At 43.6% G+C, this 25614-nt stretch carries 18 protein-coding genes, 1 tRNA gene and 1 pseudogene; 12 read left to right on the plus strand and 8 right to left on the minus strand.

Annotated elements, in window-relative coordinates; translation table 11 throughout:
- The first annotated feature begins 62 nt into the window (after window positions 1–62).
- Complete coding sequence (locus H3S83_RS06605; protein WP_198234248.1) at window positions 63–830, plus strand: glucose 1-dehydrogenase; 768 nt, start codon at window positions 63–65, stop codon at window positions 828–830.
- Window positions 831–1135: 305 nt separating this feature from the next.
- On the opposite strand, the gene gltA is transcribed toward H3S83_RS06605, so the two are convergent.
- Window positions 1136–2428 carry a citrate synthase gene (gene gltA / locus H3S83_RS06610; RefSeq protein ID WP_077971323.1) on the minus strand — a complete coding sequence of 431 codons (1293 nt, stop codon included), beginning with the start codon at window positions 2426–2428 and terminating at the stop codon, window positions 1136–1138.
- Between the two features lie 348 nt (window positions 2429–2776).
- On the minus strand, window positions 2777–4198 hold the full coding sequence (gene gltX, locus H3S83_RS06615) for a glutamate--tRNA ligase (protein ID WP_198239232.1): 1422 nt from the start codon (window positions 4196–4198) through the stop codon (window positions 2777–2779).
- Between the two features lie 222 nt (window positions 4199–4420).
- On the opposite strand from gltX (H3S83_RS06615), the gene H3S83_RS06620 reads away from it, so the two are divergent.
- On the plus strand, window positions 4421–6616 hold the full coding sequence (locus H3S83_RS06620) for a ComEC/Rec2 family competence protein (RefSeq protein WP_198239233.1): 2196 nt from the start codon (window positions 4421–4423) through the stop codon (window positions 6614–6616).
- Between the two features lie 533 nt (window positions 6617–7149).
- On the opposite strand, the gene bfr is transcribed toward H3S83_RS06620, so the two are convergent.
- Entirely contained in the window at window positions 7150–7644 is a 495-nt protein-coding gene (bfr, locus tag H3S83_RS06625; RefSeq protein ID WP_077971331.1) for a bacterioferritin, read from the minus strand.
- Complete coding sequence (locus H3S83_RS11475) at window positions 7610–7924, minus strand: (2Fe-2S)-binding protein (RefSeq protein WP_077971333.1); 315 nt, start codon at window positions 7922–7924, stop codon at window positions 7610–7612. The genes bfr and H3S83_RS11475 overlap by 35 nt, the downstream gene beginning before the upstream one ends.
- Window positions 7925–8153: 229 nt before the next feature.
- Between H3S83_RS11475 and rpiA the strand changes: the two genes are divergently transcribed.
- From rpiA to gltX (H3S83_RS06660), 7 genes are all read left to right on the plus strand, one after another.
- Window positions 8154–8858, plus strand: a complete 705-nt coding sequence (rpiA, locus tag H3S83_RS06630) for a ribose-5-phosphate isomerase RpiA (protein WP_198239234.1) — start codon at window positions 8154–8156, stop codon at window positions 8856–8858.
- An 83-nt stretch (window positions 8859–8941) separates the two neighbouring features.
- Entirely contained in the window at window positions 8942–9523 is a 582-nt protein-coding gene (locus H3S83_RS06635; RefSeq protein ID WP_077971336.1) for a DUF2059 domain-containing protein, read from the plus strand.
- Between the two features lie 177 nt (window positions 9524–9700).
- On the plus strand, window positions 9701–11089 hold the full coding sequence (gene gor, locus H3S83_RS06640) for a glutathione-disulfide reductase (RefSeq protein ID WP_198239235.1): 1389 nt from the start codon (window positions 9701–9703) through the stop codon (window positions 11087–11089).
- A 200-nt stretch (window positions 11090–11289) separates the two neighbouring features.
- A complete protein-coding gene (locus tag H3S83_RS06645; protein WP_198225749.1) occupies window positions 11290–12663 on the plus strand; it encodes a class II 3-deoxy-7-phosphoheptulonate synthase in 1374 nt (457 codons plus the stop codon).
- Window positions 12664–12709: 46 nt separating this feature from the next.
- Entirely contained in the window at window positions 12710–13063 is a 354-nt protein-coding gene (locus tag H3S83_RS06650; protein ID WP_198224692.1) for a diacylglycerol kinase, read from the plus strand.
- Window positions 13064–13107: 44 nt separating this feature from the next.
- Window positions 13108–14784: an NAD+ synthase gene (locus tag H3S83_RS06655; RefSeq protein ID WP_198239236.1), complete on the plus strand. Its 1677-nt coding sequence runs from the start codon at window positions 13108–13110 to the stop codon at window positions 14782–14784.
- 9 nt (window positions 14785–14793) lie between these two features.
- On the plus strand, window positions 14794–16164 hold the full coding sequence (gene gltX, locus H3S83_RS06660) for a glutamate--tRNA ligase (RefSeq protein ID WP_198234239.1): 1371 nt from the start codon (window positions 14794–14796) through the stop codon (window positions 16162–16164).
- 482 nt (window positions 16165–16646) lie between these two features.
- Here the strand turns inward: gltX (H3S83_RS06660) and H3S83_RS06665 are convergent.
- Window positions 16647–17790 (minus strand): annotated as a pseudogene (locus H3S83_RS06665) (DEAD/DEAH box helicase); the annotation flags it as partial.
- Window positions 17791–17943: 153 nt separating this feature from the next.
- Window positions 17944–18768, minus strand: a complete 825-nt coding sequence (locus H3S83_RS06670; RefSeq protein ID WP_198225748.1) for an NAD kinase — start codon at window positions 18766–18768, stop codon at window positions 17944–17946.
- A gap of 185 nt (window positions 18769–18953) precedes the next feature.
- On the opposite strand from H3S83_RS06670, the gene H3S83_RS06675 reads away from it, so the two are divergent.
- Both H3S83_RS06675 and H3S83_RS06680 read left to right on the plus strand, forming a co-directional pair.
- Window positions 18954–19337 carry a DUF1090 domain-containing protein gene (locus tag H3S83_RS06675; protein ID WP_198239237.1) on the plus strand — a complete coding sequence of 128 codons (384 nt, stop codon included), beginning with the start codon at window positions 18954–18956 and terminating at the stop codon, window positions 19335–19337.
- 715 nt (window positions 19338–20052) lie between these two features.
- Window positions 20053–20129, plus strand: a tRNA-Arg gene (locus H3S83_RS06680).
- Between the two features lie 340 nt (window positions 20130–20469).
- Here the strand turns inward: H3S83_RS06680 and H3S83_RS06685 are convergent.
- Entirely contained in the window at window positions 20470–21243 is a 774-nt protein-coding gene (locus H3S83_RS06685; protein WP_198239238.1) for a hypothetical protein, read from the minus strand.
- A gap of 983 nt (window positions 21244–22226) precedes the next feature.
- The gene (locus H3S83_RS06690) at window positions 22227–24968 is read right to left on the minus strand and encodes an Rne/Rng family ribonuclease (protein WP_198239239.1); all 2742 of its coding nucleotides are present in this window, start codon (window positions 24966–24968) and stop codon (window positions 22227–22229) included.
- Window positions 24969–25448: 480 nt separating this feature from the next.
- Here H3S83_RS06690 and H3S83_RS11575 point away from each other — a divergent pair, with 480 nt between their 5' ends.
- Window positions 25449–25571 (plus strand): hypothetical protein, encoded by a 123-nt coding sequence (locus tag H3S83_RS11575; RefSeq protein WP_255520569.1) that lies wholly within the window; start codon window positions 25449–25451, stop codon window positions 25569–25571.
- The last annotated feature ends 43 nt before the right edge of the window (window positions 25572–25614 follow it).

Consider the following 25614-nt stretch of genomic DNA (forward strand, 5'->3'; position numbering starts at 1 on the left):
ACATTCGATAATTGCGATTAAAATTGAATACTATTTCAATGTAGCTATGAGGAGAATTTACTATGCGGGTGAAAGACAAAGTTGCAATCGTTACAGGCGGTGCAAAAGGTTTGGGCGAGGCGACATCACGTCTTCTAGCCAAAGAAGGTGCGAAGGTTGTTTTGACTGATCTTGATGAAGTGCAAGGCAAAAAAGTAGAGGCGGAAATTAATAAATCCGGCGGTACTGCAAAATATATGAAACATGACGTTTCCAAGGAAGACCAATGGAAAAAAGTTGTTGATGACACAGTCAGTCTCTTTGGCCGGCTGGATATTCTGGTGAATAACGCAGGCGTTGGGCATTCGGCTTCGGCTGAAGACGAAACTTTGGAAAAATGGCGCTTTCTCTTATCAATCAACCTTGATGCGGTTTTTCTTGGTACCCGCGAAGCGATACGTGTGATGAAAAATCAAAAGAGCGGTTCGATTATCAATTTGTCATCGATCGAAGGCTTGGTTGGGGACCCAACGCTTGCTGCCTATAACGCAAGTAAGGGCGGGGTTCGCCTTTTCACGAAGTCTGCTGCATTGCATTGCGCAAAATCGGGTTATGGAATTCGCGTCAATTCCGTCCATCCTGGCTATATCTGGACACCGATGGTTGAACAAAATGCCATAGACAGCGGCAATGTCGAGGAAAGAAAAGCAGAGTTAACAGCTCTCCACCCGATTGGAAAATTAGGAGTACCGGACGATATTGCTTACGGTATTCTTTATCTTGCTTCCGATGAATCCGGTTTTGTCACCGGTTCGGAATTGGTTATTGATGGCGGCTATACTGCCCAATAAAGTGCGTTAAATCATGCCATTGCCCAGCCAGACTATAGGCAGTCGCTAAACGCTACGCGAATGCAGGCAACCGGCTGAAGATGCGTCTTATGCCGGTTGTGAGCGGCGTGTGACCGGCGGCGAATGTCGGTTAGCAGAGTTGAGTGAATTTATGGAATTCGTCGAAGACACTAAATAGCCGACTTTTTTAACGACGCTACCTCGGTCTCTAACGTAATGTTTGAATTAAAAATAACCCCGTCACAAAATGTTGTGGCGGGGTTAGAATTTTTATCTTTCGGAAAATTGAATATTTCCGAAGCAAATTATTTCCGTTTGTCGATAGGAACATAGTCACGACGTGCAGCTCCGGTATAGAGCTGACGCGGACGGCCGATCTTCTGTGCCGGATCCTCAATCATTTCTTTCCATTGTGCAACCCAGCCGACACAGCGTGCCAAGGCAAACAGAACTGTGAACATATCGGTCGGGAATCCGAGAGCTTTCAATGTAATGCCGGAATAGAAATCAACATTCGGGTAAAGCTTCTTCTCGATGAAATATTCATCATTAAGAGCAATATGTTCGAGTTCCATAGCGATGTCGAGAAGCGGATCGTCCTTGATACCAAGTTCGGTCAAAACTTCATGACATGTCTTTTGCATGATTTTTGCACGAGGGTCGTAATTTTTATAGACGCGGTGACCAAATCCCATCAGGCGGAAAGGATCGTTTTTATCCTTGGCGCGTGCGATAAAGTCAGGAATTCTATCAACCGAACCAATTTCCTGAAGCATTTTCAAGCAGGCTTCATTAGCACCGCCGTGAGCAGGACCCCACAGGCAGGCGACGCCGGCAGCAATACATGCAAACGGGTTGGCACCCGAAGAACCGGCTAGACGAACAGTTGATGTCGAAGCATTCTGTTCATGGTCGGCATGAAGAATGAAAATACGATCCATAGCGCGTGCCAGCACCGGATTAACTTTATATTCCTCGCAAGGAACAGCAAAGCACATTTGCAGGAAATTAGCAGCGTAGCCCAAGTCGTTGCGTGGGTAAACAAACGGTTGGCCGATTGAATATTTGTAGGCCATAGCGGCGAGAGTCGGTACTTTCGAAATCAACCGGATTGATGCGATCATTCTTTGACGGGGATCAGCGATATCAAGTGAATCGTGATAGAAGGCCGACATTGCTCCAAGACAAGCCACCATCACAGCCATCGGGTGTGAGTCGCGGCGGAAGCCGTGAAAGAATCGCGAAAACTGTTCGTGAACCATTGTATGTTCGCGCACTGTGCGGTCAAAATCTTCTTTTTGTTTTTTACTCGGAAGTTCACCGTATAGAAGCAGGTAACAGGTTTCCAGGAAATCGCCCTGTTCTGCAAGCTGATCTATCGGATAGCCACGATACAGCAATACGCCTTTGTTTCCGTCGATAAAAGTGATTTTAGATTCACAAGAAGCTGTTGACGTAAAACCGGGATCATAAGTGAATGTTCCGGTTTCTTTATAGAGCGGAGCAATTTCGATAACGTCCGGCCCCATAGTGCCTTTACGTACCGGAAGCTCAATGCTTTTACCGTCAACAGTTATATGTGCTTTATTATCTATCATGTGTCTTCCCTTTCAGAGCCTCCACCCCACAAACGATGAGGTACCGCGTTCGCATTACAGGTAATGACTGCGGCTCATGTCCAATGCCTGTGTTGTTTTCCAGATTATCCGAAAAGAGCCGGCTTGCAATGTCTAAGTTGCGTATTTTTACGTTACCGGTGTCAATCTTGTGTGATTCAATTTTGAAAAATTGCGTAAAAATGTAGGGGAATTCTTGCAACTTCTGATTTCTATTCAAACTGTTAAGAAAAAAAGCCACAGCCCTTTGAAAAAAAGGCTGTGGCACAAAATTAAACATCAAATACTAAACTCGTTTTCAGATTATAAAGCTTGTTTTACGATTTTTCCTTAAGCAATCTGATCACGAATTCGTCCAAGCGACTCGTCACGTCCTAAAATGACAAGAACATCAAAAACGCCTGGCGAAACGGCTCTTCCGGTTAATGCCGCACGCAATGGCTGAGCAACTTTACCGAGCTTTAATTGAGCCTCTTCAGCATAGTTCCGGATAATATGATCAAGCTTTTCTTTGGTCCAGTCGGTGCAAGATTCGAGAGAAGAATAAATTCCCTTGAGGATGGCCTTGCCCTCGTCACTTAATAGGTTGGTTGCCTTTTCATCGAGTTTCAATGGACGGTCAGAAAAGATAAAAGCAGCATTATCAATAAGCTCGACAAGTGTCTTTGCGCGCTCTTTGAGCTCCGGCATTGCCTTTAGGAATTCTGAACGATTTTTCTCGTTCAGTTTGGCCTCTAGTTCTTTACCACCTTCAATCTCGGGCAGAATAGAAAGCGCAGCGTCAAACAAATCTTTATCATCGCTCATACGCATATATTGACCATTGATCGCTTCGAGCTTTTTAAAATCGAAGCGCGCTGCACCTTTGTTAATGTCGTCAATATCAAACCACGAGATCATATCTTCGGTCGACATAATTTCATCGTCTCCGTGGCTCCAGCCGAGACGAACAAGATAATTGCGCAAGGCAATAGGCAAGTAACCCATGGCACGATAGGCATCTACGCCGAGCGCACCATGCCTTTTTGAAAGTTTCGCACCATCTGCCCCATGGATGAGCGGGATATGAGCCATAACCGGAACATCCCAGCCCATAGCATTGAATAGAATTGTCTGGCGGGCCGCATTGGTCAGGTGGTCATCACCGCGGATAACGTGAGTGACCCCCATGTCATGATCATCTACAACAACTGCAAGCATATATGTCGGCGTGCCATCCGAACGAAGAATAATGAAATCGTCGAGATCTTTATTCGGAAAATGTACATCGCCCTGAACGCGGTCATGCACAATTGTCTCGCCCTGTTGGGGCGCTTTGATGCGGATAACAGGTTTCACTCCTTTGGGAGCCTCAGATGGGTCACGGTCACGCCATATGCCGTTATAACGCGGAGGCTTTCCCTCTGCGCGCGCTTTTTCACGCATTTCGGTCAACTCTTCCGGCGTTGCATAACAATAATAGGCCTGACCTTTTTTGACGAGTTCTTCTGCTACTTCGCGATGCCGGTCAACGCGCGAAAATTGTGAAATGGGATCGCCTTCCCATGTCAGTCCCAACCATTTCAATCCGTCAATAATTGCATCGACGGCAGCTTTTGTTGATCTTTCGCGGTCGGTATCCTCAATGCGGAGCAGCATCTTGCCGCCAGTGTGTTTGGCATAAAGCCAGTTGAAAAGAGCGGTACGCGCCCCTCCGATATGGAGAAAACCGGTTGGTGAAGGGGCAAAACGTGTAACTACAGGCGTGGACATAATGTCTCCAGATTTCTATGAGTATTCCATTGTCAGTATGGCGTCGAACCATTAGCATAGACTCAGCACCATGCACCAGCCATACCAACGGGGACGGATAGAATTATAAAGCAGAGAAATGCGTTAGAAAGCAAATCAAATGCGCAAAGGTTGAACAGCCAATCCGTTAAAACCAGAACAAGGTCTGTTGCGCAGCTTTACAGTCCGCTTGAACGGCATGTCGTGAGTCTGCCAGATGATATACCATTTATCGTTCCACATAAAACAGGGTTAAAGCGGCTTTATAAACAACTCGCCGATATATTTTTGTGGGGGTATTCCGCATTCATTTTCGAACGCGAACAAGGATTATTATTTTTATTAATACCTGTGTTCATGACTGTCGGTGTTGTAACATATTTCAGACTTTCTTATGAGCCTGATGGCGCTACTCTTACAGCACTTTGTATTATGGCAATCGGGATCTTCATTCTCTCCCGCCACTTTCGTCCGGCCTTTTATATAACCGGTCTGGCAATGTGCATTTTTCTTGGAGCTATGTGTTCGAAAATAGAAACGTGGCGTCTTTCTACACCAATGCTCGGAAATGATATCTCTTCGACAATCAAAGCACGAATTATCTCTGTTGAAAAAGTAACGCGAGGGAAATCACGGTTGATCGTGGATATAATTTCCACGGAAAAACCATATCTCGACCACGCTCCCGAACGTGCAAAACTAACATTTTCCAGTAACAACACCGAATTTGAACCCGGAGATGGTATCGAAGGACGTGCAAAATTACGGGCAAGCTCCGGACCGATACGTCCTGACAGTTATGATTTCAGCTTTGCAAACTATTTTCAATCAATCGGCGCACAAGGATATTTTGTCGGTAAACCGACAAAGATTTTTGTGGAGCCGCCCACCTCGTCACTGGAACGGTTCTCTCTGGCAGTCGCGCGTCTCAGATTGGCAATGACAAACAGAATAATCAATGCGATAGGCGGCGAAACAGGTAGCATAGCAGCGGCACTTATTACTGGCCAGAGGGGCGGTATTCTAACGGCAACAAATGAAGCATTACGCATAGCCGGACTTTCCCATATATTGTCTATTTCGGGTTTACATATGGCGATGGTGGCGGGAATGGTTTTAATTGTTTTCCGGACATTGCTTGCACTATTTCCTTCTTTTGCTTCGCGCTATCAATCAAAGAAAATTGCTGCTGCGGCGGCGTTGTTTGTATCCGCTTTCTATCTGTTATTGTCCGGCTCGGACGTTGCTGCCCAACGCAGTTTCGTAATGGTTGCGGTTATGCTTGTGGCAATAATTTTTGATCGTTCCGCAATTACAATGCGTAACCTTGCTATCGCAGCAATTATAACTCTGGTTGTGTTTCCTCATGAAGTTTTGGGACCGAGTTTTCAAATGTCATTTTCGGCAACCGGAGCTTTGATTGCAACATTTGGCTGGTGGAGCCGGAAACATAAATCCGGTTTTCAGACAACGCCAATGTTTTTCGGCGCTGGCGTGATGCGAATTGTTCTGTTTCCGGTTCTCTCAACAGCCGTCGCATCTCTTGTTGCGGGACTCGCAAGCGGGATTTTTTCCGCTTATCATTTTTCCAACACGGCGCCTTTAGGCGTTCTTAGCAACGCTTTAGCCTTTCCTGTTATGTCGATTGCTGTCATGCCTTTCGCTCTTGCCGCCGCGCTGCTGATGCCTTTTGGTCTGGAGTGGTGGCCCTTGCAAATTATGGGAGTAGGGGTGAAAATTGTCGAAAAGATAGCTTATAGCGTGGCTTCGATTTCTCCCGACGTCAATCCGGGGCTGATACCCCCTATAGCATTGGTTTTTTTATCCATCGGCCTCGTAATCCTGCTGTTTTTCAAAACAAGACTATGTTTGTTTTCCACAATATTCTTTTTGGCCGGTATAACTTTTGTCATTCATCAAACACAGCCTTTATTGCTTATATCTGAAGATAAAGGAGCAGTCGGATTGATAGACGACAAAACCCTTTATATTACAGATATTAAACCGACCAGATTTACAACGGAAGTTTGGTTGCGTTCATATGCTTTGAACGGAATTGTCGGCCCGTCGTCAGAAGACCACCAGAAGAATGCCCAATTCATTTGTGATCATGGTACGTGTCATGCGCAAAAAGACGGCGGGTTGAAAATAGCGGTGATTGAAAAGCAAAATAGCAGCGACTTGACCTGTCCGGATGATGATATACTCGTACTTTCCAGCAATATTCATCTGATAAATTGCAGACCGGAACAAAAGGTCATTACCGAAACTTCCTTGAATCTCAAAGGCAGCATAGTCGTAACAGACAATGGCAAAATTATATCGGCAATCGAAAGTGGACCAACGCGCCCCTGGAACGAACACAGGAAATATTTGCGTTTGTCAGGTTCTAAATTTTGAACTAGAAAAATAAGAAAAGTAGGTGGCCTGTTATTCTGGATTGATCAATCGGAGGGCATTGGAGAATTAGTTTCGGATAGCTGAAAAACAGGTAAAACATCAAGCCCTGATCTTATTGATGAATATTCATTGGTCTTCATGAAACGTCAAATGCGTCGATCAACTATCCGGCGTCGGGATATTTGATAGCAAGCTAAAAATCTACAATATTGAACGACATATCCGAAAGGCAAATTTCCCATTTCACCGGTTTTAACAACATGACTGACGTGAAATTTAAAGGCGGGACATTATTGACGCGACATTACAGGCGTGACAGCATCGCGCTCAGGTTATCGAAAATTTCCATTCTGAAAATTGACTTAATAAATCGACCACTTTAATAATTCGATCGTCTAAATGGCTTACTTTTATTAAAACTCTTTTTTGCAAGAGTGATTATATTTTCGGAAAAAATATAATTGAAACAGAACAAAATATAAAAACTGGCTGGAGCAAAGTTTTTCTTGAGCCCCAGCCAATAAACAAAAAAATTACTCTTTTGCTTCAGCGTGCTCGGCCGAACCGGCATTGAGCTGACCATATTTCTCTTCACCAATCTTGTTGAGAAGAGCAAGCTGTGTTTCGAGAAAGTCAATATGTCCTTCTTCATCTTCCAACAATTCGTCAAACACTTTTTTCGAAATATGATCGGAAAGTTCGGCACATAGTTCACGTGCAACGCGATAAGCTTCTCTTGCTTCATATTCACCAGCCAAGTCGCATTCGAGAACTTCTTTAATGTTCTGTCCGATGCGCAATGGTGCAAGCGTTTGAAGATTAGGGTGACCTTCGAGGAAAACAATGCGCTTTACCAGCTTGTCAACGTGGCCCATTTCTTCAATAGACTCTTCACGTTCCTTATTGGCAAGTTTTGTGTAACCCCAATCTTCGGTTAAACGGTAGTGGATCCAGTATTGATTGACTGCACCGAGTTCCAAAAAGAGCGCATGATTAAGCTGCTCTATGACCTTTTCGTGACCTTTCATGTTGGCCTATTCTCCTATATTTCAATCGTAATGCGCGCACACGATCAAGATAGGAGATAATTTCAGCCTCGTCCCGATTATGTAGGCGATGAAAATTTTCCGAAACTCGAATAATAGTTTCAAGTATATTCGGAAAGCAACAGCAACACTTGCCGCGCTTCGCCAGTACTTTATAAATTTTTCCGGGAACAATCAATTGCCAACAATCCTCTTCCAACAGAGAATTGATCACATCTTCGATCTCTGATTGAGTTATTACGTTACACGAACAAACAATCATTATCGATAACCAAGTCCAAATTAACCCATACGACTCAAATAAACATGACAAACATATGAAACTTTAGAGCCGAAATCAAGCATAAACTGGATATTTTTTATCAACTATAAAAACGGGGTATAAATCGGCGAATTTTGTCCAAAAGAGCAGTTTCATTACGCGTAGTGATTGCAATTTTTGGACCGATACGTAAGAGGTAAATAGCATTTTTGAGGAAAAACTGATCGTCATGGATTCTCTGCAATTAAAGAAAGCCGCTGCCGCAAAGGCCGTCGAATTTGTCGAAGACGGAATGAAATTGGGAATTGGTACCGGTTCAACGGCTAATGAATTTATTCGTTTACTGGCTCTTAGAGTAAAAGAAGGACTGAAAGTAACAGGTGTTGCGACATCGGAACGCTCCGAACAATTGTGTCGTGAGTTGGGAATACCGGTTGCCAGCCTTGATGAAATGCCCAGTCTCGACCTTGATATTGACGGTGCTGATGAAATCGGACCGAAGATGGCGCTTGTCAAAGGTGGAGGAGGGGCTCTGTTGCGGGAAAAAATTGTGGCTTTTGCATCCGCCCGAATGTTGGTCATTGCTGATCAGTCCAAACTTGTAAAAACACTCGGCGCATTTCCGTTACCGATTGAAGTCAATCCATTCGGTTTGCAAGCAACAAAACTGGCCATTGTCGACGTTGCAAAAAGCCTTGGCCTTTCAGGTAATATTTCTTTACGCGTCAAAAATAACAAAACTTTTGTTACTGATGGTGGACATTTTATTCTTGATGCATCATTTAGCCGTATTTCTGATCCAGAGAGTTTGTCGAATGCGCTTTTCTCTATTCCCGGCGTTGTCGAGCACGGATTATTTTTGAATTTGGCTAACAAATCAGTGGTCGCAATGGCTAATGGTGAAATAAAAGTTTTGGAAGAGTCGGATTTTTAGAGTAAATGTCTTTGTCATCGGGATATTTCTTGACGAAAAAAATGGCTAAGAATTATTGACCACAATTATGGAGTAACCACTGAATGAATACGGCATTTTCCATTCGCCGCCTTGCTGCAACGCTGGGAACGGTTGCCATTGTTAGTATCGGAATCAATTTTGCCCATGCTGACGATATTAGCGAAGCCCACTTGCAATCAGCACAAAAAGCAATCGCAGCAATCCATGCAACAGACCAATTTGATGAATTTCTGCCAAGCACCGCTCGTGATTTGAAAGACGAGCTCATGCGCAAAGACCCTAATCTTTCGAATATCATTTCCGATACGGTCGACGAGCAGGCCATGGCGTTGGTCAAACGTCGTGCCGATCTTGAAAAGGAAGCAGCGCGTGCTTATGCCAAGCATTTCTCCCAAGCGGAACTTGACCAAATTACCGCTTTCTACACGTCTGATACAGGCAAGAAATTGCTCACAGAAGGACCGGTTGCTGTCAAGGATATTCTTTCTGCCTATGACGTATGGCGTCAAGGAGTTGCTCAAGATTTAGCGACAAATGTTGGTAAAGCAATGGCTCAAAAGGTTGGCCCTCAAAAACGCGCCGCGCCTGCTGCACCGACAGCGCCTTCGACAGCTAAACCAAAAGCTCCGGTACCAGCTCAATAATAACTTTTCGGTGATTCTTGGAAATAGCGGCATATTTGCCGCTATTTTTTTTGGCAAAAATTCCAAAATTTCGGTATTGCAGAACTGGAGTAAAGTGAATTGCATTACGTTGGCTTACAATTTTGGTGCGATTACACCATATAAAAAACTGCATAACCGAATTGAAAGGAATAGCCTGTGTCATCTTATGATTTTGATTTATTTGTAATAGGTGGTGGCTCGGGTGGCGTGCGTGCAGCGCGTTTGGCCGGTGCACTCGGCAAAAAAGTTGCTATAGCAGAAGAATATCGGATGGGTGGCACTTGCGTTATTCGTGGATGTGTTCCAAAGAAACTTTTTGTCTATGCCTCCCAATATTCTCAAGAATTCAAAGATAGTCATGGTTTTGGATGGACTGTCAGCGGTTCCCGTTTTGATTGGAAAAAACTTGTCGCAGCCAAAAACAAGGAAATTTCGCGGCTCGAAGGGCTTTATCGTAAAGGGCTAGATAATAATCATGTCAAGATATTCGAGAGCCGCGTTGTTTTTGTTGATGCACATACCTTGAAGATAGAGAAAACGGGCGAAGAAATTAGTGCTGAAAAAATCCTCATTGCTACAGGCGGACATGTTTCCCGTCATCCCGAAATTATCGGTCATGAATTGTGTATCAGTTCTAATGAAGCTTTTAACCTCGAACAATTACCGGAATCAATTGTGATTGCCGGAGGCGGTTATATCGCGGTAGAATTTGCAAATATCTTCCACGGATTGGGCGTGAAAACAACGCTCGTTTACAGAGGTGATCTTGTTTTGCGCAAATTCGATTCCGATTTGCGGCAATTGTTAAACGATGCGATGCAGGAAAAAGGCATCCGCATTGTTTATCATGCAACGATCAACAAAGTCGAGAAAGAAGCGGAAAACTTTAAAGTCGAGCTTTCGAATGGCGAAACCCTGACAGTGGGAAAAGTAATGCTGGCACTCGGGCGCTCGCCCAATACGGAAGGCTTGAACCTCGATAAAGCCGGGGTAAAATGCAATTCTCATAATGCAGTTATCGTTGACGAATACATGAAAACTACTGCTGATAATATATGGGCTGTCGGTGACGTGACTGACCGCATACAATTGACACCGGTCGCGATTCATGAGGCTATGTGTTTTATTGAAACTGCTTTCAAAAATAATCCGGTCGCTCCGGATCATGAATTGATTGCGACGGCTGTATTTTCCCAGCCTGAAATCGGCACAGTCGGAATGACAGAAGAAGAAGCCGTACAAAAGTGCAAACGTGTTGAGGTCTATCGCGCGCTTTTCCGTCCTATGCGTAATACACTTTCGGGAAATACTGAAAAAATGCTCACCAAACTTGTTGTCGACGGCTCGTCGCGGGTCGTTGTCGGTGCCCATATATTGGGACACGATGCCGCCGAGATGGCACAACTGCTTGGTGTTTCTCTCAAAGGCAATCTAACAAAAGATGTGTTTGACAGAACTATGGCACTTCATCCGACTGCTTCAGAGGAATTGGTCACAATGTATAAGCCGACATATGTTTATGAAAACGGGAAAAAGCTTAATTGAAAACTGAACTGATAGACGAGAAAAATTGTTGAATTTCGATAAAAATAATCAATTTTTTTGATTAGAAGAGCCTGTGTCTTGGCTTTAAACAACAATTCTGCTTATATCGGAAAATTGTTAAGTGCCTCATCGCGAACATTCCATAATATTCCGATGAAAGTGCGCTTATCTTATGATTTATACTGTGAAGCGAGATAATGATGACTAAAAATTGGACGCCTGCATCTTGGAGATCAAAACCGATCAAGCAGGTACCGACCTATCCTGACCCTGTAGCATTGGCTCATGTTGAAAGCGAATTGCGTCGTTATCCTCCTTTAGTTTTTGCGGGTGAAGCACGTAATTTAAAACACGAGCTGGCCCAGGTTGCCGAAGGTAAGGCGTTTCTTTTACAAGGTGGCGATTGCGCGGAAAGTTTTGCAGAACATGAAGCAGATAACATCCGTGATTTTTTCCGGGTGTTTTTGCAAATGGCTATTGCGCTTACTTTCGGGGCGTCAAAGCCGGTTGTAAAGGTTGGCCGTATTGCCGGTCAATTTGCAAAGCCGAGATCTTCTGATACCGAAACCAAAGATGGCGTAACGTTACCGTCATATCGTGGCGATATCATTAATGGCATAGAGTTCAATAAAGAATCCCGTACTCCCGATCCCCAACGTATGTCGGAGGTTTACCGGCAGTCTGCTGCAACATTGAATTTGCTGCGTGCTTTTGCTCAAGGTGGTTATGCCAATCTTGATAATGTCCATAAGTGGATGCTGGGTTTTATAGCAAACAGCCCGCAAGGTGAACGTTATAGCAAGCTGGCACAACGGATTTCGGAAACGATGGATTTTATGCGGGCAATCGGAATTACGCCGAAAACCAACTCATCACTTCGGGAAACGTCATTTTATACCAGCCATGAAGGTCTCCTTCTTGGTTATGAAGAAGCATTGACCCGTGTGGATTCAACTTCAGGTGATTGGTATGCAACATCGGGTCATATGCTTTGGATTGGTGACCGCACCCGTCAGTCCGATCATGCCCATGTCGAATATTGCCGTGGCATTAAAAACCCGATTGGTCTCAAATGCGGACCATCACTTGATCCGGATGATCTGATAAGGCTCATTGATATACTCAATCCGGAAAACGAGCCGGGGAGACTTACTCTGATAGCACGGTTCGGATATGATAAAGTCGAAGACCATTTGCCGCAGCTTATTCGCGCCGTCGAACGCGAAGGCAAGAAGGTCGTGTGGTCTTGCGATCCGATGCATGGGAACACAATAACCGCAAACGGCTATAAAACCCGTCCGTTCGAGCGTATCCTGAAAGAGGTGGAGAATTTCTTCGCAGTTCATCATGCGGAAGGAACCTATCCCGGTGGCATTCATATCGAAATGACCGGTCGTGACGTAACAGAATGTACGGGTGGTGCACATGCAATTTCGGCAGATCACCTCTCTGATCGTTATCACACGCATTGTGATCCAAGGCTTAATGCAGATCAGGCTCTGGAATTGGCATTTCTTGTTGCGGAATTGTTGAAAAAACAACGTGATGCCGAGACAGTAAAGGCTTCGGCATGAAACCGGGAATAAAAGCAGTTTAGTCTACAAACTGAATGGTGAACGCATGGAGAGATTATTCAAGGCATTTTTGAATTCCCTTCATGCGCTCGGATATTTGCTAACCCACGAAAAAGCTATTATTCAAGAAGCTGTAGTTTTTTTAGTTTCTCTCCCCATAGCTTTTTTTATCACTAAAGAATGGGGTAGCTTTCTTCTACTTACAGGATCTATTGTTTTTGTTATTATCGTAGAGGTGCTAAACACAGCGATTGAAGCGGCGTGCAATGCCGTCACACACGATTATCGCGAAGAAATTAAAATCGCTAAAGACGCAGGCTCATTAGCAGTTTTGCTCTCTATTATCTTAACACTATGCATATGGATTACAGTGATTATTCAAACCTTGTTTTTCGTTTAACTTATGCCGTTGCAAGTGCAACGATGACAGGCTAAATCAAGATCATGACCAAAAAGTTGATAGAAAATGACCTCACGCTCGCAATTGCACAATTAAACCCTGTTGTTGGTGACATTGAAGGCAATTTAAAACTTGCACTTGACGCCCACAGGCAAGCAAGCGATGCGGGTGCCGATCTTTTACTGTTTACTGAACTCTTTATTAGCGGTTATCCGCCTGAAGATCTGGTTTTAAAACCGTCTTTTAATGAAGCATGCGAAAAAGCAATCAGCGAGCTTGCAACTGTTACGACCAAAGGTGCAGGTATCATTATCGGCGTTCCTCTCCGTCGAAAAGGTCATGTTTATAATTCTGCACTCCTTCTTGATGAGGGAAAGATCATTGCTGAATGTCGTAAATTCGACCTCCCGAATTATAGCGAATTTGATGAGAAACGTGTTTTTTCTCCGGGTCCCCGTCCGAAGCCGATCAATTTCCGCGGCATAAAAATAGGTTTACCGATTTGTGAAGATATATGGAACGACGACGAAGTGGCAGCTCATCTTGCCGCTGATGGTGCCGAAATTATTCTCGTACCGAATGGTTCCCCATATAGCCGCGAAAAACCGGAATTGAGATACGACGTTGTCAAAAAACAGGTGGTGAAGTCTTCTTTGCCGATCGTTTATGCCAACCAGATAGGTGGTCAGGATGAACTCGTTTTTGACGGCGCGTCTTTCGCACTCAATGCAAATGGCTCGAATGCTTTTCAAATGAAACATTTCGAAAGTGACTTGGCATTTAGCAATTGGCAAAAACAGAATGGGAAATGGTTTTGTCTTTCAGGTCCACAAGAAAAATTGCTTCATGACTTAGCTGCCGATTATCAGGCATGCGTTTTGGGATTTGGTGACTACGTTAATAAAAACAGATTTAAAAGCGTAGTGTTAGGGCTTTCGGGCGGTATCGATTCGGCTCTTTCGGCAGCTATTGCGACAGATGCTTTAGGTGCGGAGCGTGTTCATGCAGTTATGCTTCCCTATCGCTATACATCTTCAGAGTCGATAACGGATGCCGAGGAATGCGCCAAAATGCTGGGCTGTCGTTATGATACCGTACCAATTGCAAAACCGGTCGAGGCATTTGAGGATATTTTGACGCCGCTTTTTCAGGGGCGCAAACCGGATATTACCGAAGAAAATTTGCAAAGCCGTACGCGTGGTACGGTTTTGATGGCTATATCCAACAAATTTGGCTCAATGGTGGTAACGACCGGTAACAAATCTGAAATTTCTGTCGGATATGCCACTCTTTACGGCGATATGAATGGCGGTTTCAATCCGATCAAAGATATTTATAAAATGCAGGTTTATGCACTATCCAACTGGCGTAACAACCATTTTCCGATAAATGGTTTAGGGCCTAAAGCAGCCGTCATACCCCAGAATATTATTGAAAAGGCTCCGACTGCCGAGCTCCGTGAGAACCAGAAAGATGAAGATTCGCTTCCACCTTATCCGGTATTGGACGATATTCTTCGTTGCCTCGTCGATGAAGAAATGAGTGTTTCGGAAATTGTTCAACGGGGGCATTCACGCGAGATAGTCGAAAAAGTCGAGCATTTGTTATACATATCCGAATACAAAAGACGCCAATCGGCTCCCGGTGTGAAAATCAGTCACAAGAATTTCGGCCGCGATCGGCGTTACCCTATTACCAATCGTTTTCGCGATAAAAATTGAGTTATATTTATGATTAAAGTTCGTTTTGCACCGTCTCCAACCGGTTATATTCATATTGGAAACACCCGAATAGCTTTGTTTAATTGGCTTTTTGCAAAAGCCAAGCAAGGTAAATATGTTTTACGTTTTGACGATACCGATCTTGAACGGTCGAAACAGGAATATATTGACGGTATTGGCGTCGATCTTGATTGGTTGGGGATAAAACCTGACGAAATTTATTATCAATCCAAGCGATTTGATCGATATAATGAAGTTGTAGCAAAGCTCAAAGAGCAAGGCCTTCTTTATCCCTGTTACGAAACACCGGAAGAGCTGGAAAGACGGCGTAAAATTCGTTTGTCGCGTAAACTCCCGCCCATTTATGGACGTGAATCCTTGAAACTTAAACCGGAGGAGGTCAAGGCTTACGAAGAGGAGGGGAGAAAACCGCATTGGCGTTTCAAATTGCCTAATTTCGAATCGGACCCTTTCAAGACCAGAAGGACAGATGTGCACTGGGACGATGTGGTCCGCGGTCCACAAACGATAGATCTTGCCTCGATGTCCGATCCGATACTTATTCGTGAAGATGGCAGTTATCTTTATACACTGCCATCGGTCGTGGACGACATCGATATGGGGATAACCCATATTATACGCGGCGACGATCATGTCACAAACACCGGTGTACAAATTGCTATCTTTGAAGCACTTGGTGCAAAAGCGCCGACATTCGGTCACATCAATCTTTTGACGACGATTTCGGGTGAGGGGCTGTCTAAACGCAAAGGTGATCTGTCTATCCGCTCGTTGCGAGAAGAGGGATTCGAGCCTTTAGCGGTCGAATCTCTGGCAGTTCTTATCGGTACTTCGGAAAATGTGACTGCTTGTCGAAATCAAAAGGAACTGCTTGAACATTTTGATCTCACGTCCGCATCAAAGTCGTCAGCGAAATTTGACCCGGCTGATTTGTTGACGCTCAATAAGCACATTGTGCATGAGCTTGAATTTGATGAAGTAAAAGCGAGACTGGAAAAGATTGGCATCAAAGGTGAAGACGCCAAGCGGTTCTGGTATGCCGTTCGGGGCAATATCGATAAAGTGTGTGAAGCAAAAAACTGGTGGGACAATTTGGAGGTGAACAAAACGTTCGATGCAGTTTCACCGGAAGACCGTGAATATGTTCATCAATCAGCTTCACTTTTGCCAGATGGCGAACTTGATGAAAATAGCTGGAAAGTCTGGACGGATGCCTTGAAAAAGCAGACAGGCCGCAAGGGAAGAACGCTTTTTATGCCATTGCGGCAAGCATTGACAGGATTGGACCACGGGCCGGAAATGGCTGCTTTGCTGCCCCTTTTGGGTAAAAACAGGGTTCTTCAACGCCTGAAGGCTTGAATATTATATCCTTCGAATATTCATGAAAAAGGCAGCTTGTTTTATGAGCTGCCTTTTTATATTTCTTCATTAAGAGGTAGAACGGCGTGTAAGTCTTATTATCCGCTAATCAACATTTACGCGCTGTAGTAAGCGTTGTGTTTGCGCTATTTCCTAACGATTTTAAGCACAGCAGACGAAAAGAATTCACCTCTTTGTATCAATAAGCATAAATGCGGGAATATCGTTCCCAAATCCCTTGGGTGAGGGGGGCTCTTTTGACGAGTATTTGTCTTGATTGTGTCTTTGAGACCGTATCTGCTGTTGGTTGACCGGCGTAGCAGTCTGTTTGTCGCCAGAACTGTCGGTTTTTTCGCCATTGGCCTTTGTCTGTTTTTTCCGGCGTTTAGGTTCGGGGGTTTCGGTCTGCTTTCCACTCGCGGGAGATTTTGACCCCGATGATTTCGTACGTTTATGATCGGAGTCTTTACCGTTTTCTTCCGGAACCAGAGAAGATAAGTCGCCATCATACCATTCGATTTTTTGATCGCTCATCTTTTCTATGGCGTCGACATATTTTTTGTCGGCCTTTGTAACAATGGTGAAAGCTTTACCGGATTTTCCGGCACGTCCTGTGCGACCGATACGATGAACGTAATCTTCTGCATGTGTTGGAACGTCATAGTTGAACACGTGACTGACGTCAGGAATATCAAGCCCGCGGGCTGCGACATCAGATGCTACCAATAAAGCAATTTTCCCATCTTTGAAGTTTGCCAGCATAGACATGCGCGAACGTTGGTCCATATCTCCATGAAGAGCACCAACACTGAATTCATGCCGAACGAGAGACCGGAAAAGTTCTGAAATGTCTTTTTTACGATTACAGAAGATAATCGCGTTTTTTAATTCATCACCTTCATTATGGATAAGATCACGCAAAACTGCTCGTTTTTCCCATGGTTTGCGACCGGAAGCGACGAGCTTTTGTGTAATCGTCTCGGCGGTAGAAGACGCTTTCGCGATTTCGATACGAACAGGTGTATGTAGAAATTGTTCGGTCAATTTTGTAATTTCCGGTGCCATTGTAGCCGAAAAGAACAAAGTTTGGCGGGTAAAGGGAATAAGTTTGCAAATACGTTCGATATCCGGAATAAAGCCCATATCAAGCATACGGTCAGCTTCATCAATAACCAGAATTTCTACACCGGTCAGCAAAAGTTTTCCACGTTCGAAATGGTCTAAAAGCCGCCCTGGCGTCGCAATCAGAACATCTGCACCACGGTCAAGTTTACGGTCCTGATCATCGAATGAAACGCCACCAATGAGTAGCGCTACGCTCAAATGATGATTAATGCCGTATTGATCGAAATTTTCTTTCACCTGCGCTGCAAGTTCACGGGTGGGCTCTAAAATGAGTGTACGTGGCATCCGCGCCCGTGCACGTCCTTTTTCAAGGAGCGTCAACATAGGAAGCACAAAAGAAGCGGTCTTACCTGTTCCCGTCTGTGCAATACCCAATACATCTTCGCGTTTCAAGACATGAGGAATAGCTCCAAGCTGAATTGGAGTAGGTTCTTCATATCCAATAGATTTTACTGCTTTGAGAACCTTTTCTGAAAGGCCCAAATCATTGAAACTGGTCAAAGGCGCTATCACTCTTTCTCTTTTTCGCCTAACTTAGGTGACAATAGTCAAAATGGTTCAACTATTCTACATTATCAACAAACGCGTTAAGGTGCATTGATAAAAAAGTCAACAAAAACGATCGTTTGCAATGCGTTTTAACGTGTATTCTTCTCAATAACGAAATTGTTCGGATAATATACGTTCGTCCCATGAATGGTTGGAATCAAATAAAATTGACGCTTTTACACCCTTTGCCAGAGAAATAACCACCGAACTGACCGACTTTACTTCTACATTGTCAGCGGCAGCATTAACCGGCCGTTTATCTAGTTCAAGCATATCAAAACGGACTGTGACAGAATTTGGTAAAAGTGCGCCGTGCCATCTGCGCGGACGAAACGGGCTAACAGGCGTTAGCGCGAGCAATGGAGCAAGTAATGGTAAAATTGGTCCCTGAGCAGAAAGATTATAAGCTGTCGATCCCGCTGGTGTTGCAACCATCACGCCGTCGCAATTGAGCTCGTCCATACGGATTTTGCCATCAATGCTGATTTTTATTTTCGCAGCTTGGTAAGATTGGCGAAATAAAGATACTTCATTGATTGCCAATGCTTCAACATGGCCTTCGGAGCTGGAATCAGCAATCATTCTGAGCGGCTTTATATCTTCTTTATGTGCTTTCGAAATCCGTTGCGGCAAATTGGCTATTCGATATTCATTCATAAGAAATCCGACAGAACCGCGATTCATTCCATAAATAGGCTTTCCGGAATTCATGAAATTGCGCAGAACTTCCAACATTGTCCCGTCGCCGCCCAAAACAACAATGACATCAGCATCATCCACGCTCGATTGACCGTAACGCTCTTCCAACGCTTGAAGAGAGTTGCGCGCCTGTTCGGTTTTAGACGCGATAAAATGAAATCGCTCTATAGGTTTTTCCATCAAGTTTGCTCGTTTTTTCAAGTAAATGAATTGGATGTGCTCGTGCCCAATTTTTTTATCAACCAACGCATCCAATATCTCATCTGATACGATATCTAATCTGACACGACAGCTTTTTCAACAATACACAAATTTTGCTGACAAAGTTCGAGAATAATGGCAAGTTTTAGTGATTGCTTGTTCGTGCAAATTAACCATTGAATAGTTGGCGGCTCGTTTAGTGAAAGGTATCGCTTATGAAAACGAAATTGTTCTTGGCCCTTCCTCTCGTATTTATAACTTTTTCATTTGCCCATGCTGAACCGGCGTTGAAAGGATGTGCTGCTAAAAAACATAGTATTGAAACGCAGCTTGATTATGCCCGTAAATACAACAATAGCTACCAAATAAACGGGTTGGAAAAAGCGCTGAAGGATGTTTCTGAAAATTGCACTGACGAGAAACTGAGAACAGAACGGAAAGCCAAAATATCCGAAAAAACGAGAAAAGTCTCTGAAAGGGAGGCTGAACTCAACGATGCAAAAGCACGGGGTAATCGGAAAAAAACAACAAAAAAAATGGAAAAACTGGAAAAGGCAAAACAGGAGTTGAAAGAGGCACAAGACGAATTGAATCGCTAATCAAATAAGTTTTGTTTTGCGATTTTTTTCACCCGTCAACGACAGTTAAAACCTGAAACATCTGAACGTCCGTTCAGGTTAGATGTTTTTCGCTTTTCAAATCCCGAAATAAATAACCGGTTCCTGAGGGCAGGGGAGAATATTTATAGAAGTATTGTTTCTACTCGATTTATGCAAAGTAAGATATTCGAATGTTACGAAAATTGCCATTTGCTGACGGAAATGACAACTTCGGGGGGGGTGATCATTCGGCGAAGCTCATTTCAAAGGCTTTCCTTATCAGAAGATATTTTTTTAGGAGCTTTTTGGAAATACAGCGCGAGAAGGGGTAAATATCTTTACGATATTATTTCTGTCCCGAGCCTGTTCTTAAAGTTGATATTGATCACGACTTCAAGCAGATAACAGCTTTTTAAAACCACTTCATAATCAGCCCGAAAACCGTTGTCGGCAACATCTTTGCATTCAAAAAGGGGAGGTATGTTGCACCGATCCGTTGCAATCACAGTCCCTCGGCTCTGTCTCACTCAATTCGAAGGGCTTTTGAGCGGATAGTTAAATAGTTCCGCGGGATTCTCGGGACGTTCGTTTTCGTTATTTTTAATATTTTTCAACTTATTGACATAGAGAACGTTTTTCACCATTGAACCATTCACTATGATCGGCTAGAAAAACGTCGAACAAATCCGATTTTGGCAAAACAATTTTCGGTTTTGCACCCGTAGCTCAGCTGGATAGAGCGCTGCCCTCCGAAGGCAGAGGTCAAGAGTTCGAATCTCTTCGGGTGCGCCATTTCCTCGTTTCAATTTGTTTTAAAGTTGAAAGACGATTTTCAATCATCCCCTATTTATGGCTAAAATTGCTAAGAACCGAATTTGAACGGATAGAGGTTCTAACAAGCCGCTATCTTGAAAAACAAGGTCGAAGAACATTCTCTCGGGATTTTCTGATGGAAAAACAACTCGGGAAAAACATATTTATGAATCATGAGAGCTGCCTTACTTTGAATGTTTGTTTTGTCACAACACCCAAAGCGGGCAACTCTCACTTTGAAAAGCCCAAATTGTCAGATTATGTCTAAACTTTTACAAATAATGATGACAGTCGTGTTTACCTGATATTATCTGTTTTTTTAGAACACTATATTATAACGCCACCGATGAGCGCTTTTACCACTCAAGAAAAGATCGCCACTTGCAAGTGTTTTGCCGCTTTCCCAAAGCTTTCTTGCACGTTCGTTCGTGCCTGGAGCGAGTTGCGATTTGTCAACTTCAAGTTCACTGACTACGCCTCCCCCCTCTTTTCGCTTAAAAGCGTAGTTGACCTGGTCAAACATCGGATCGTTTAGTTCGTCACCCATATAGATTTGATAATCACCTGAAACCAACTTATCCATAAGGCCGTTACGATCTTCGATTCTACCTTCACGAACACCGATTTTATAATATTCAACTACAATCTCTTTCATTTGATCTTGAGAGAGAGCATAAGGGTTGTCTTCCAAATAATCATATAAATTTTGATATATAACACTTGATAAACTGCGAGACGATGAACCATCTTTTACTTGTGTAATATCAATAGCGTCGCCTATGATTTTTTGTATTTTATCAACAGAAGCCTGATTTTCCCGTGCAACAGCAATCTTAACCTTGTTATCATCTTTGACTTTATCTTGAGATTGCGCATTATTTGCTTTCAAGGCATTTTCAATCAATTTGGATCGAAAATCGGCTTGAGACTTAACCCGAAGTTCATCAGCTTGTTTCACAAGTTCTTGAATATTGTTTTTAACGTCAGAGGGATTTGACTTGTTTGAATTGTTGTTCTTTGACGTTATCGATTGAATCAACTGAAGTGCTATTTTTCCACTTCGTCCATTTGCTGCGGTAGATGAGATGCTCATGTCGTATCCCCTTAAGAATACTGCAGCCTTTCAAGCTCTCATAGCTATTCCAGCGCTCCCTCACATTCTTCATAAATGTATCATAACGGTACATTAAAAAGATTAATTGTCAATATTAAAAATTCTATCAACAGGAAGAAATTTAACGTTTATAATATTAACATTTATTGAGGAGGTGCCAATCACTACTGAAAGAGTTATTTTATTTCATTACGATCAACCTTAGGTTTGGAGCGTTGATTATCATCTATTATATATTCTAAAGGTGAAATAACACCTTATTGGGAGGGGACAATAGTTGTTAAGTGTGCAGACATTCCAATTTTGATGAATTGCATCAACTCTTCAGCAAGATTTAACAATCCGACCTCGTGTTTGGTAATTCGTTCACTCTTTTCAATCATCAGAGTTGCCTTTGTTCGAATATTTGCATCATCAAAACACGCAAAGCGGTCAACTCTCACTTTGAAAAGTCCAAACTGTCAGATCATGTCTAAACTTTTAGATATCGGAGTGCCGGTGGTATTTTCTCAATCGTCAATTTGTCAGATGCACATACAAGATATTGATAGGGAAAAATGAGGTTTTGTTGGTCTAGCCTTTGCCAATCTCCATTAGCTGTCTATTCATGTTTATATGAGTTGACTGCTGACAAATGATCCTGCCCATTATCAATCCGGAAATTCCGGAATTCGTAATCAATCAACTCGAAATCAACCCGGTCATCTGCAATCTTAAAACAAGCAATGTTCTTTCTGCCGTTTATAGTGCCTTGTGTTTTGCTTTTCAGGTAATCGGGGACGAGCTCTATACAACATACAACTATTTACGGTTAATTGGATAGCAGCGTTCGAAATGAATAAGCCCAACTCTCTCTGGGAGAAGGGGGAATCAAATAGCCTCACAAAGCTTGAAAAATTTCAAGTTTTGTGAGGCTGATAATTCAGGTCGAAAAACGATCAAAGTCCTTCAGATTTCTTAAATCAGAAAAAACCTTTTCTCTGCCACCAACCGACGCGCTTCGGTTTTTTATCTTCATTTTCATCCGATGACGTTACGACCGGTTCTGTTGTAACCGTTTCGTTGTTTTCAGCTGTAGTTGTCTTCGCTCTGGCCGTTTTGCGCGAAGATTTTTTTGCCGGTTTTTCTGTTTGGACCTTCACATCATCAATCGCTGTCTCATTTGATTGTGCTTCGGCTTTAGCTTTCCGTGAACGTCTGGCAGTCTTTTTAGCAGGTTTTTCAGTTTCTTGTGCTAACTCGGTTTCTTTCGACGTCACAGCATTTGCAGTTTCATCCGAAATTGTTTCACTTGTTGTTTCTTTCGTTTTTGTCTTCCGTTTGCGTCCGCGAGAAGCAGGTTTTTTATCTTCTTCACTTTCAACACTTGCTTCAACATTCGTTTCGGAAACTACTTTTTCTTCTTCTGCTGAGGTTTTTTTCGTCCGTCTCCTGCGCGTTTTTGTCGGCTTTTTTTGCTCTGTCTTTTGTTCTTCCTTAGAAACTTCCGTTTCCGAAGAAGCTTTTAGCTCCTGCGGCTCTTTTACAGCAACGGGTGTAACCTGAACTGCAACTTCCGTTGCCGAAAAACCAACCGGTTCTGCATGAGGAACTCGGCGTTGGCGTCTTGCAGCAATAACCTCTGCAAGCGCTCTTTCAGCAAAATCTCCTACCGGTTCCGCATAAGGAATTCTACGACGTTCGAAGTCGCCTTCACGGTAGCGCCTTCCACCGCGACGCCCACGCCGGCGACGACGTTTATTGTCTTCGTCACTGCGTACAACATCATCTTCATTCCGGACGCGTTGATTTTTTCCTTCATTGCGATCGTTCGATTTTCCGCGATTGCGACGTTTGCGCCTTTGGTTATTATCGGTATTGTCGCTATCTTTTTCTTCGCTCTCGACCTCGATTGCGGTTTCTTCGACCTCATTGTCATCATCCGCTTCATCGTCTGCTGGAAGTTGGGGTACCACGGCAGGCGTTCCTTCGGCAGGTGTACCTTTATATATCGCCAAATTTTGAGCACCAACCTCGTCATCTGCTTCGATATTGATCGTTAGACCAAAACGATTTTCCAAATCGGATAGAGCTTGTCTTTTATGATTAAGAACATAAAGAGCAGTAGCGACCGATGTACGGACGATAATATTAAAGTGAGGATTGCGCAGAAGATATTCTTCAATCGAGCGGATAACGTGCAGAGCCAAGGACGAATCAGAACGTATATAGCCTGTGCCATTGCAATGCGGGCAGGGCTGCATTGTGCTTTCCAGCACAGATGCCCGAATACGTTGACGGCTCATTTCCATAAGACCAAAATGTGAAATGCGGCCGACCTGGATACGAGCCCGGTCATCTTTCAGGCAATCTTTGAGTTTTTTCTCGACAAGACGATTATTGCGTTTTTCTTCCATATCAATGAAATCAATAACAACGAGTCCTGCGAGGTCGCGCAGTCGCAACTGTCTCGCAACTTCTTCGGCAGCTTCGAGATTCGTTTGGCAAGCCGTTTCCTCAATAGAATGTTCTTTCGTGGAACGACCCGAATTTACGTCAATTGCGACGAGAGCTTCGGTTTGATTGATAACCAGATATCCGCCGGATTTTAGCGTTACTTCCGGTTGCAGCATACCATCAAGCTGTGCTTCAATTCCGTTATGCGCAAAAATTGGAAGCTGTTCACGATATGGTTGAACAGCTTTTGCATGGCTCGGCATTAACATGCGCATGAAATCTTTTGCTTCACGATAGCCTTGTTCGCCCGAAACAAGTATCTCGCCGATATCCTTGTTATAAAGGTCACGGATCGACCGTTTGATAAGGCTACCTTCTTCATAGACAAGACAAGGAGCAACAGATTCAAGTGTCAATGCACGTACATTTTCCCATAGGCGCATCAGATATTCGTAATCGCGTTTGATTTCGGTCTTTGTCCTATTGGCGCCGGCTGTCCGTAAAATGACTCCCATTCCCTTAGGCACGTGAAGATCCTTAACAACCTCCTTGAGACGTTTACGATCTTGCACATTGGTGATTTTGCGGGAAATGCCACCGCCACGTGCCGTATTCGGCATCAAGACCGAATATCGTCCTGCTAAAGAAAGATAGGTGGTCATTGCAGCGCCTTTGTTGCCACGTTCTTCTTTTACAACCTGGACCAACAGGATTTGGCGGCGTTTGATAACTTCCTGAATTTTATATTGCCGACGCGGGGTGCGCTCGCGGGTTGGCACCTCTTCCAAAGCGTCTTCTGCTCCGACAAGTTCTACACTATCTTCTGTGTCGTCTGCTGTTTGTTCGGTATCGTCGTTTTCCTCACTGGAAACAGAAACTGTCTCGCTTTCATTGCTTGCTTCGGACGAACGACTTTTTTTTCTGTTATTCGCTCTTGAAGGCTTTTCGTTTTCCTGTTCATCCTCATCTTCAACACGGGCAGCTTTTTCTTCTTCTTCAAGAAGCGCTTGGCGGTCAGCAACCGGAATTTGATAATAGTCCGGATGAATTTCAGAAAACGCAAGAAATCCGTGACGATTACCGCCATATTCCACGAATGCAGCTTGCAGAGAAGGTTCAACTCGCGTTACGCGAGCCAGATAAATATTTCCTTTTATCAGTTTTTTGTGTTCGGATTCAAAATCGAATTCTTCAATTCTGTTACCACGAACAACAACCACGCGAGTTTCCTCCGGGTGGGAGGCATCGATAAGCATTTTGTTTGACATTATAGAAAATCCTGCAGGCGACACGTATGGAACAACGGATAGAGGCCTTTGAAAAACCTATGAATGCCGATGCATACTGTCTGCCGATGGAAAGAAGATTTGCCAACAAACTATAGTGAGAATGGGCGTGCATATCCCCGCTTGCATGTGCCGCGCTTAAAACTACTTCTACTACCAGTTGTGTTCGACTCATATCCTGCGAGTCTCCGGCAAAACGTTTTTAAAATAGTTCGGAGCAACCGAACCAGCGAAACTTAATCATTACAAACTTGCTCCTTATTCATTGAAAACATAGCGTCAAATGACCTAGGAACAGCTAAAGTTTGTAGACTTTTTGGCTGAAAATGGTTTGAATGAACCGGTTAACCGAAGGTTCATTTATTGTTTTTCCAACCGTTCAAGACATTTACGCTTTTAAGTCGATATCCGGCCGAACACAAGTAACTTTATAAAGACGTCTACTTTATTTGCTGGAAAAACATGAATTTGGCGGTTCGCGCAGCGCTCATGTCCACAGGTGCAGCTGTTATTTTAAGAAAATATTATCTTAAAATTGCCAAAGACCCTGATTATCGTTCCTGCGATTTGCCAGTTTTTATTTAAATGCTTTAAAACAAAGACTGGTAGTAGAGAAACAAGGGCCACG

Origin of the sequence: Bartonella sp. W8122 (assembly GCF_016102485.1) — a bacterium.
GTDB classification, from domain to species: Bacteria; Pseudomonadota; Alphaproteobacteria; order Rhizobiales; family Rhizobiaceae; genus Bartonella; species Bartonella apihabitans.

Coding starts and splice junctions, on each gene's coding strand:
- H3S83_RS06605 (WP_198234248.1), top strand. CDS start 63: ATGCGGGTGAAAGACAAAGTTGCAATCGTTACAGGCGGTGCAAAAGGT.
- gltA (WP_077971323.1), bottom strand. CDS start 2,428: ATGATAGATAATAAAGCACATATAACTGTTGACGGTAAAAGCATTGAG.
- gltX (WP_198239232.1), bottom strand. CDS start 4,198: ATGTCCACGCCTGTAGTTACACGTTTTGCCCCTTCACCAACCGGTTTT.
- bfr (WP_077971331.1), bottom strand. CDS start 7,644: ATGAAAGGTCACGAAAAGGTCATAGAGCAGCTTAATCATGCGCTCTTT.
- H3S83_RS11475 (WP_077971333.1), bottom strand. CDS start 7,924: ATGATTGTTTGTTCGTGTAACGTAATAACTCAATCAGAGATCGAAGAT.
- rpiA (WP_198239234.1), top strand. CDS start 8,154: ATGGATTCTCTGCAATTAAAGAAAGCCGCTGCCGCAAAGGCCGTCGAA.
- H3S83_RS06635 (WP_077971336.1), top strand. CDS start 8,942: ATGAATACGGCATTTTCCATTCGCCGCCTTGCTGCAACGCTGGGAACG.
- H3S83_RS06645 (WP_198225749.1), top strand. CDS start 11,290: ATGACTAAAAATTGGACGCCTGCATCTTGGAGATCAAAACCGATCAAG.
- H3S83_RS06650 (WP_198224692.1), top strand. CDS start 12,710: ATGGAGAGATTATTCAAGGCATTTTTGAATTCCCTTCATGCGCTCGGA.
- H3S83_RS06655 (WP_198239236.1), top strand. CDS start 13,108: ATGACCAAAAAGTTGATAGAAAATGACCTCACGCTCGCAATTGCACAA.
- gltX (WP_198234239.1), top strand. CDS start 14,794: ATGATTAAAGTTCGTTTTGCACCGTCTCCAACCGGTTATATTCATATT.
- H3S83_RS06675 (WP_198239237.1), top strand. CDS start 18,954: ATGAAAACGAAATTGTTCTTGGCCCTTCCTCTCGTATTTATAACTTTT.
- H3S83_RS06685 (WP_198239238.1), bottom strand. CDS start 21,243: ATGAGCATCTCATCTACCGCAGCAAATGGACGAAGTGGAAAAATAGCA.
- H3S83_RS06690 (WP_198239239.1), bottom strand. CDS start 24,968: ATGTCAAACAAAATGCTTATCGATGCCTCCCACCCGGAGGAAACTCGC.
- H3S83_RS11575 (WP_255520569.1), top strand. CDS start 25,449: ATGAATTTGGCGGTTCGCGCAGCGCTCATGTCCACAGGTGCAGCTGTT.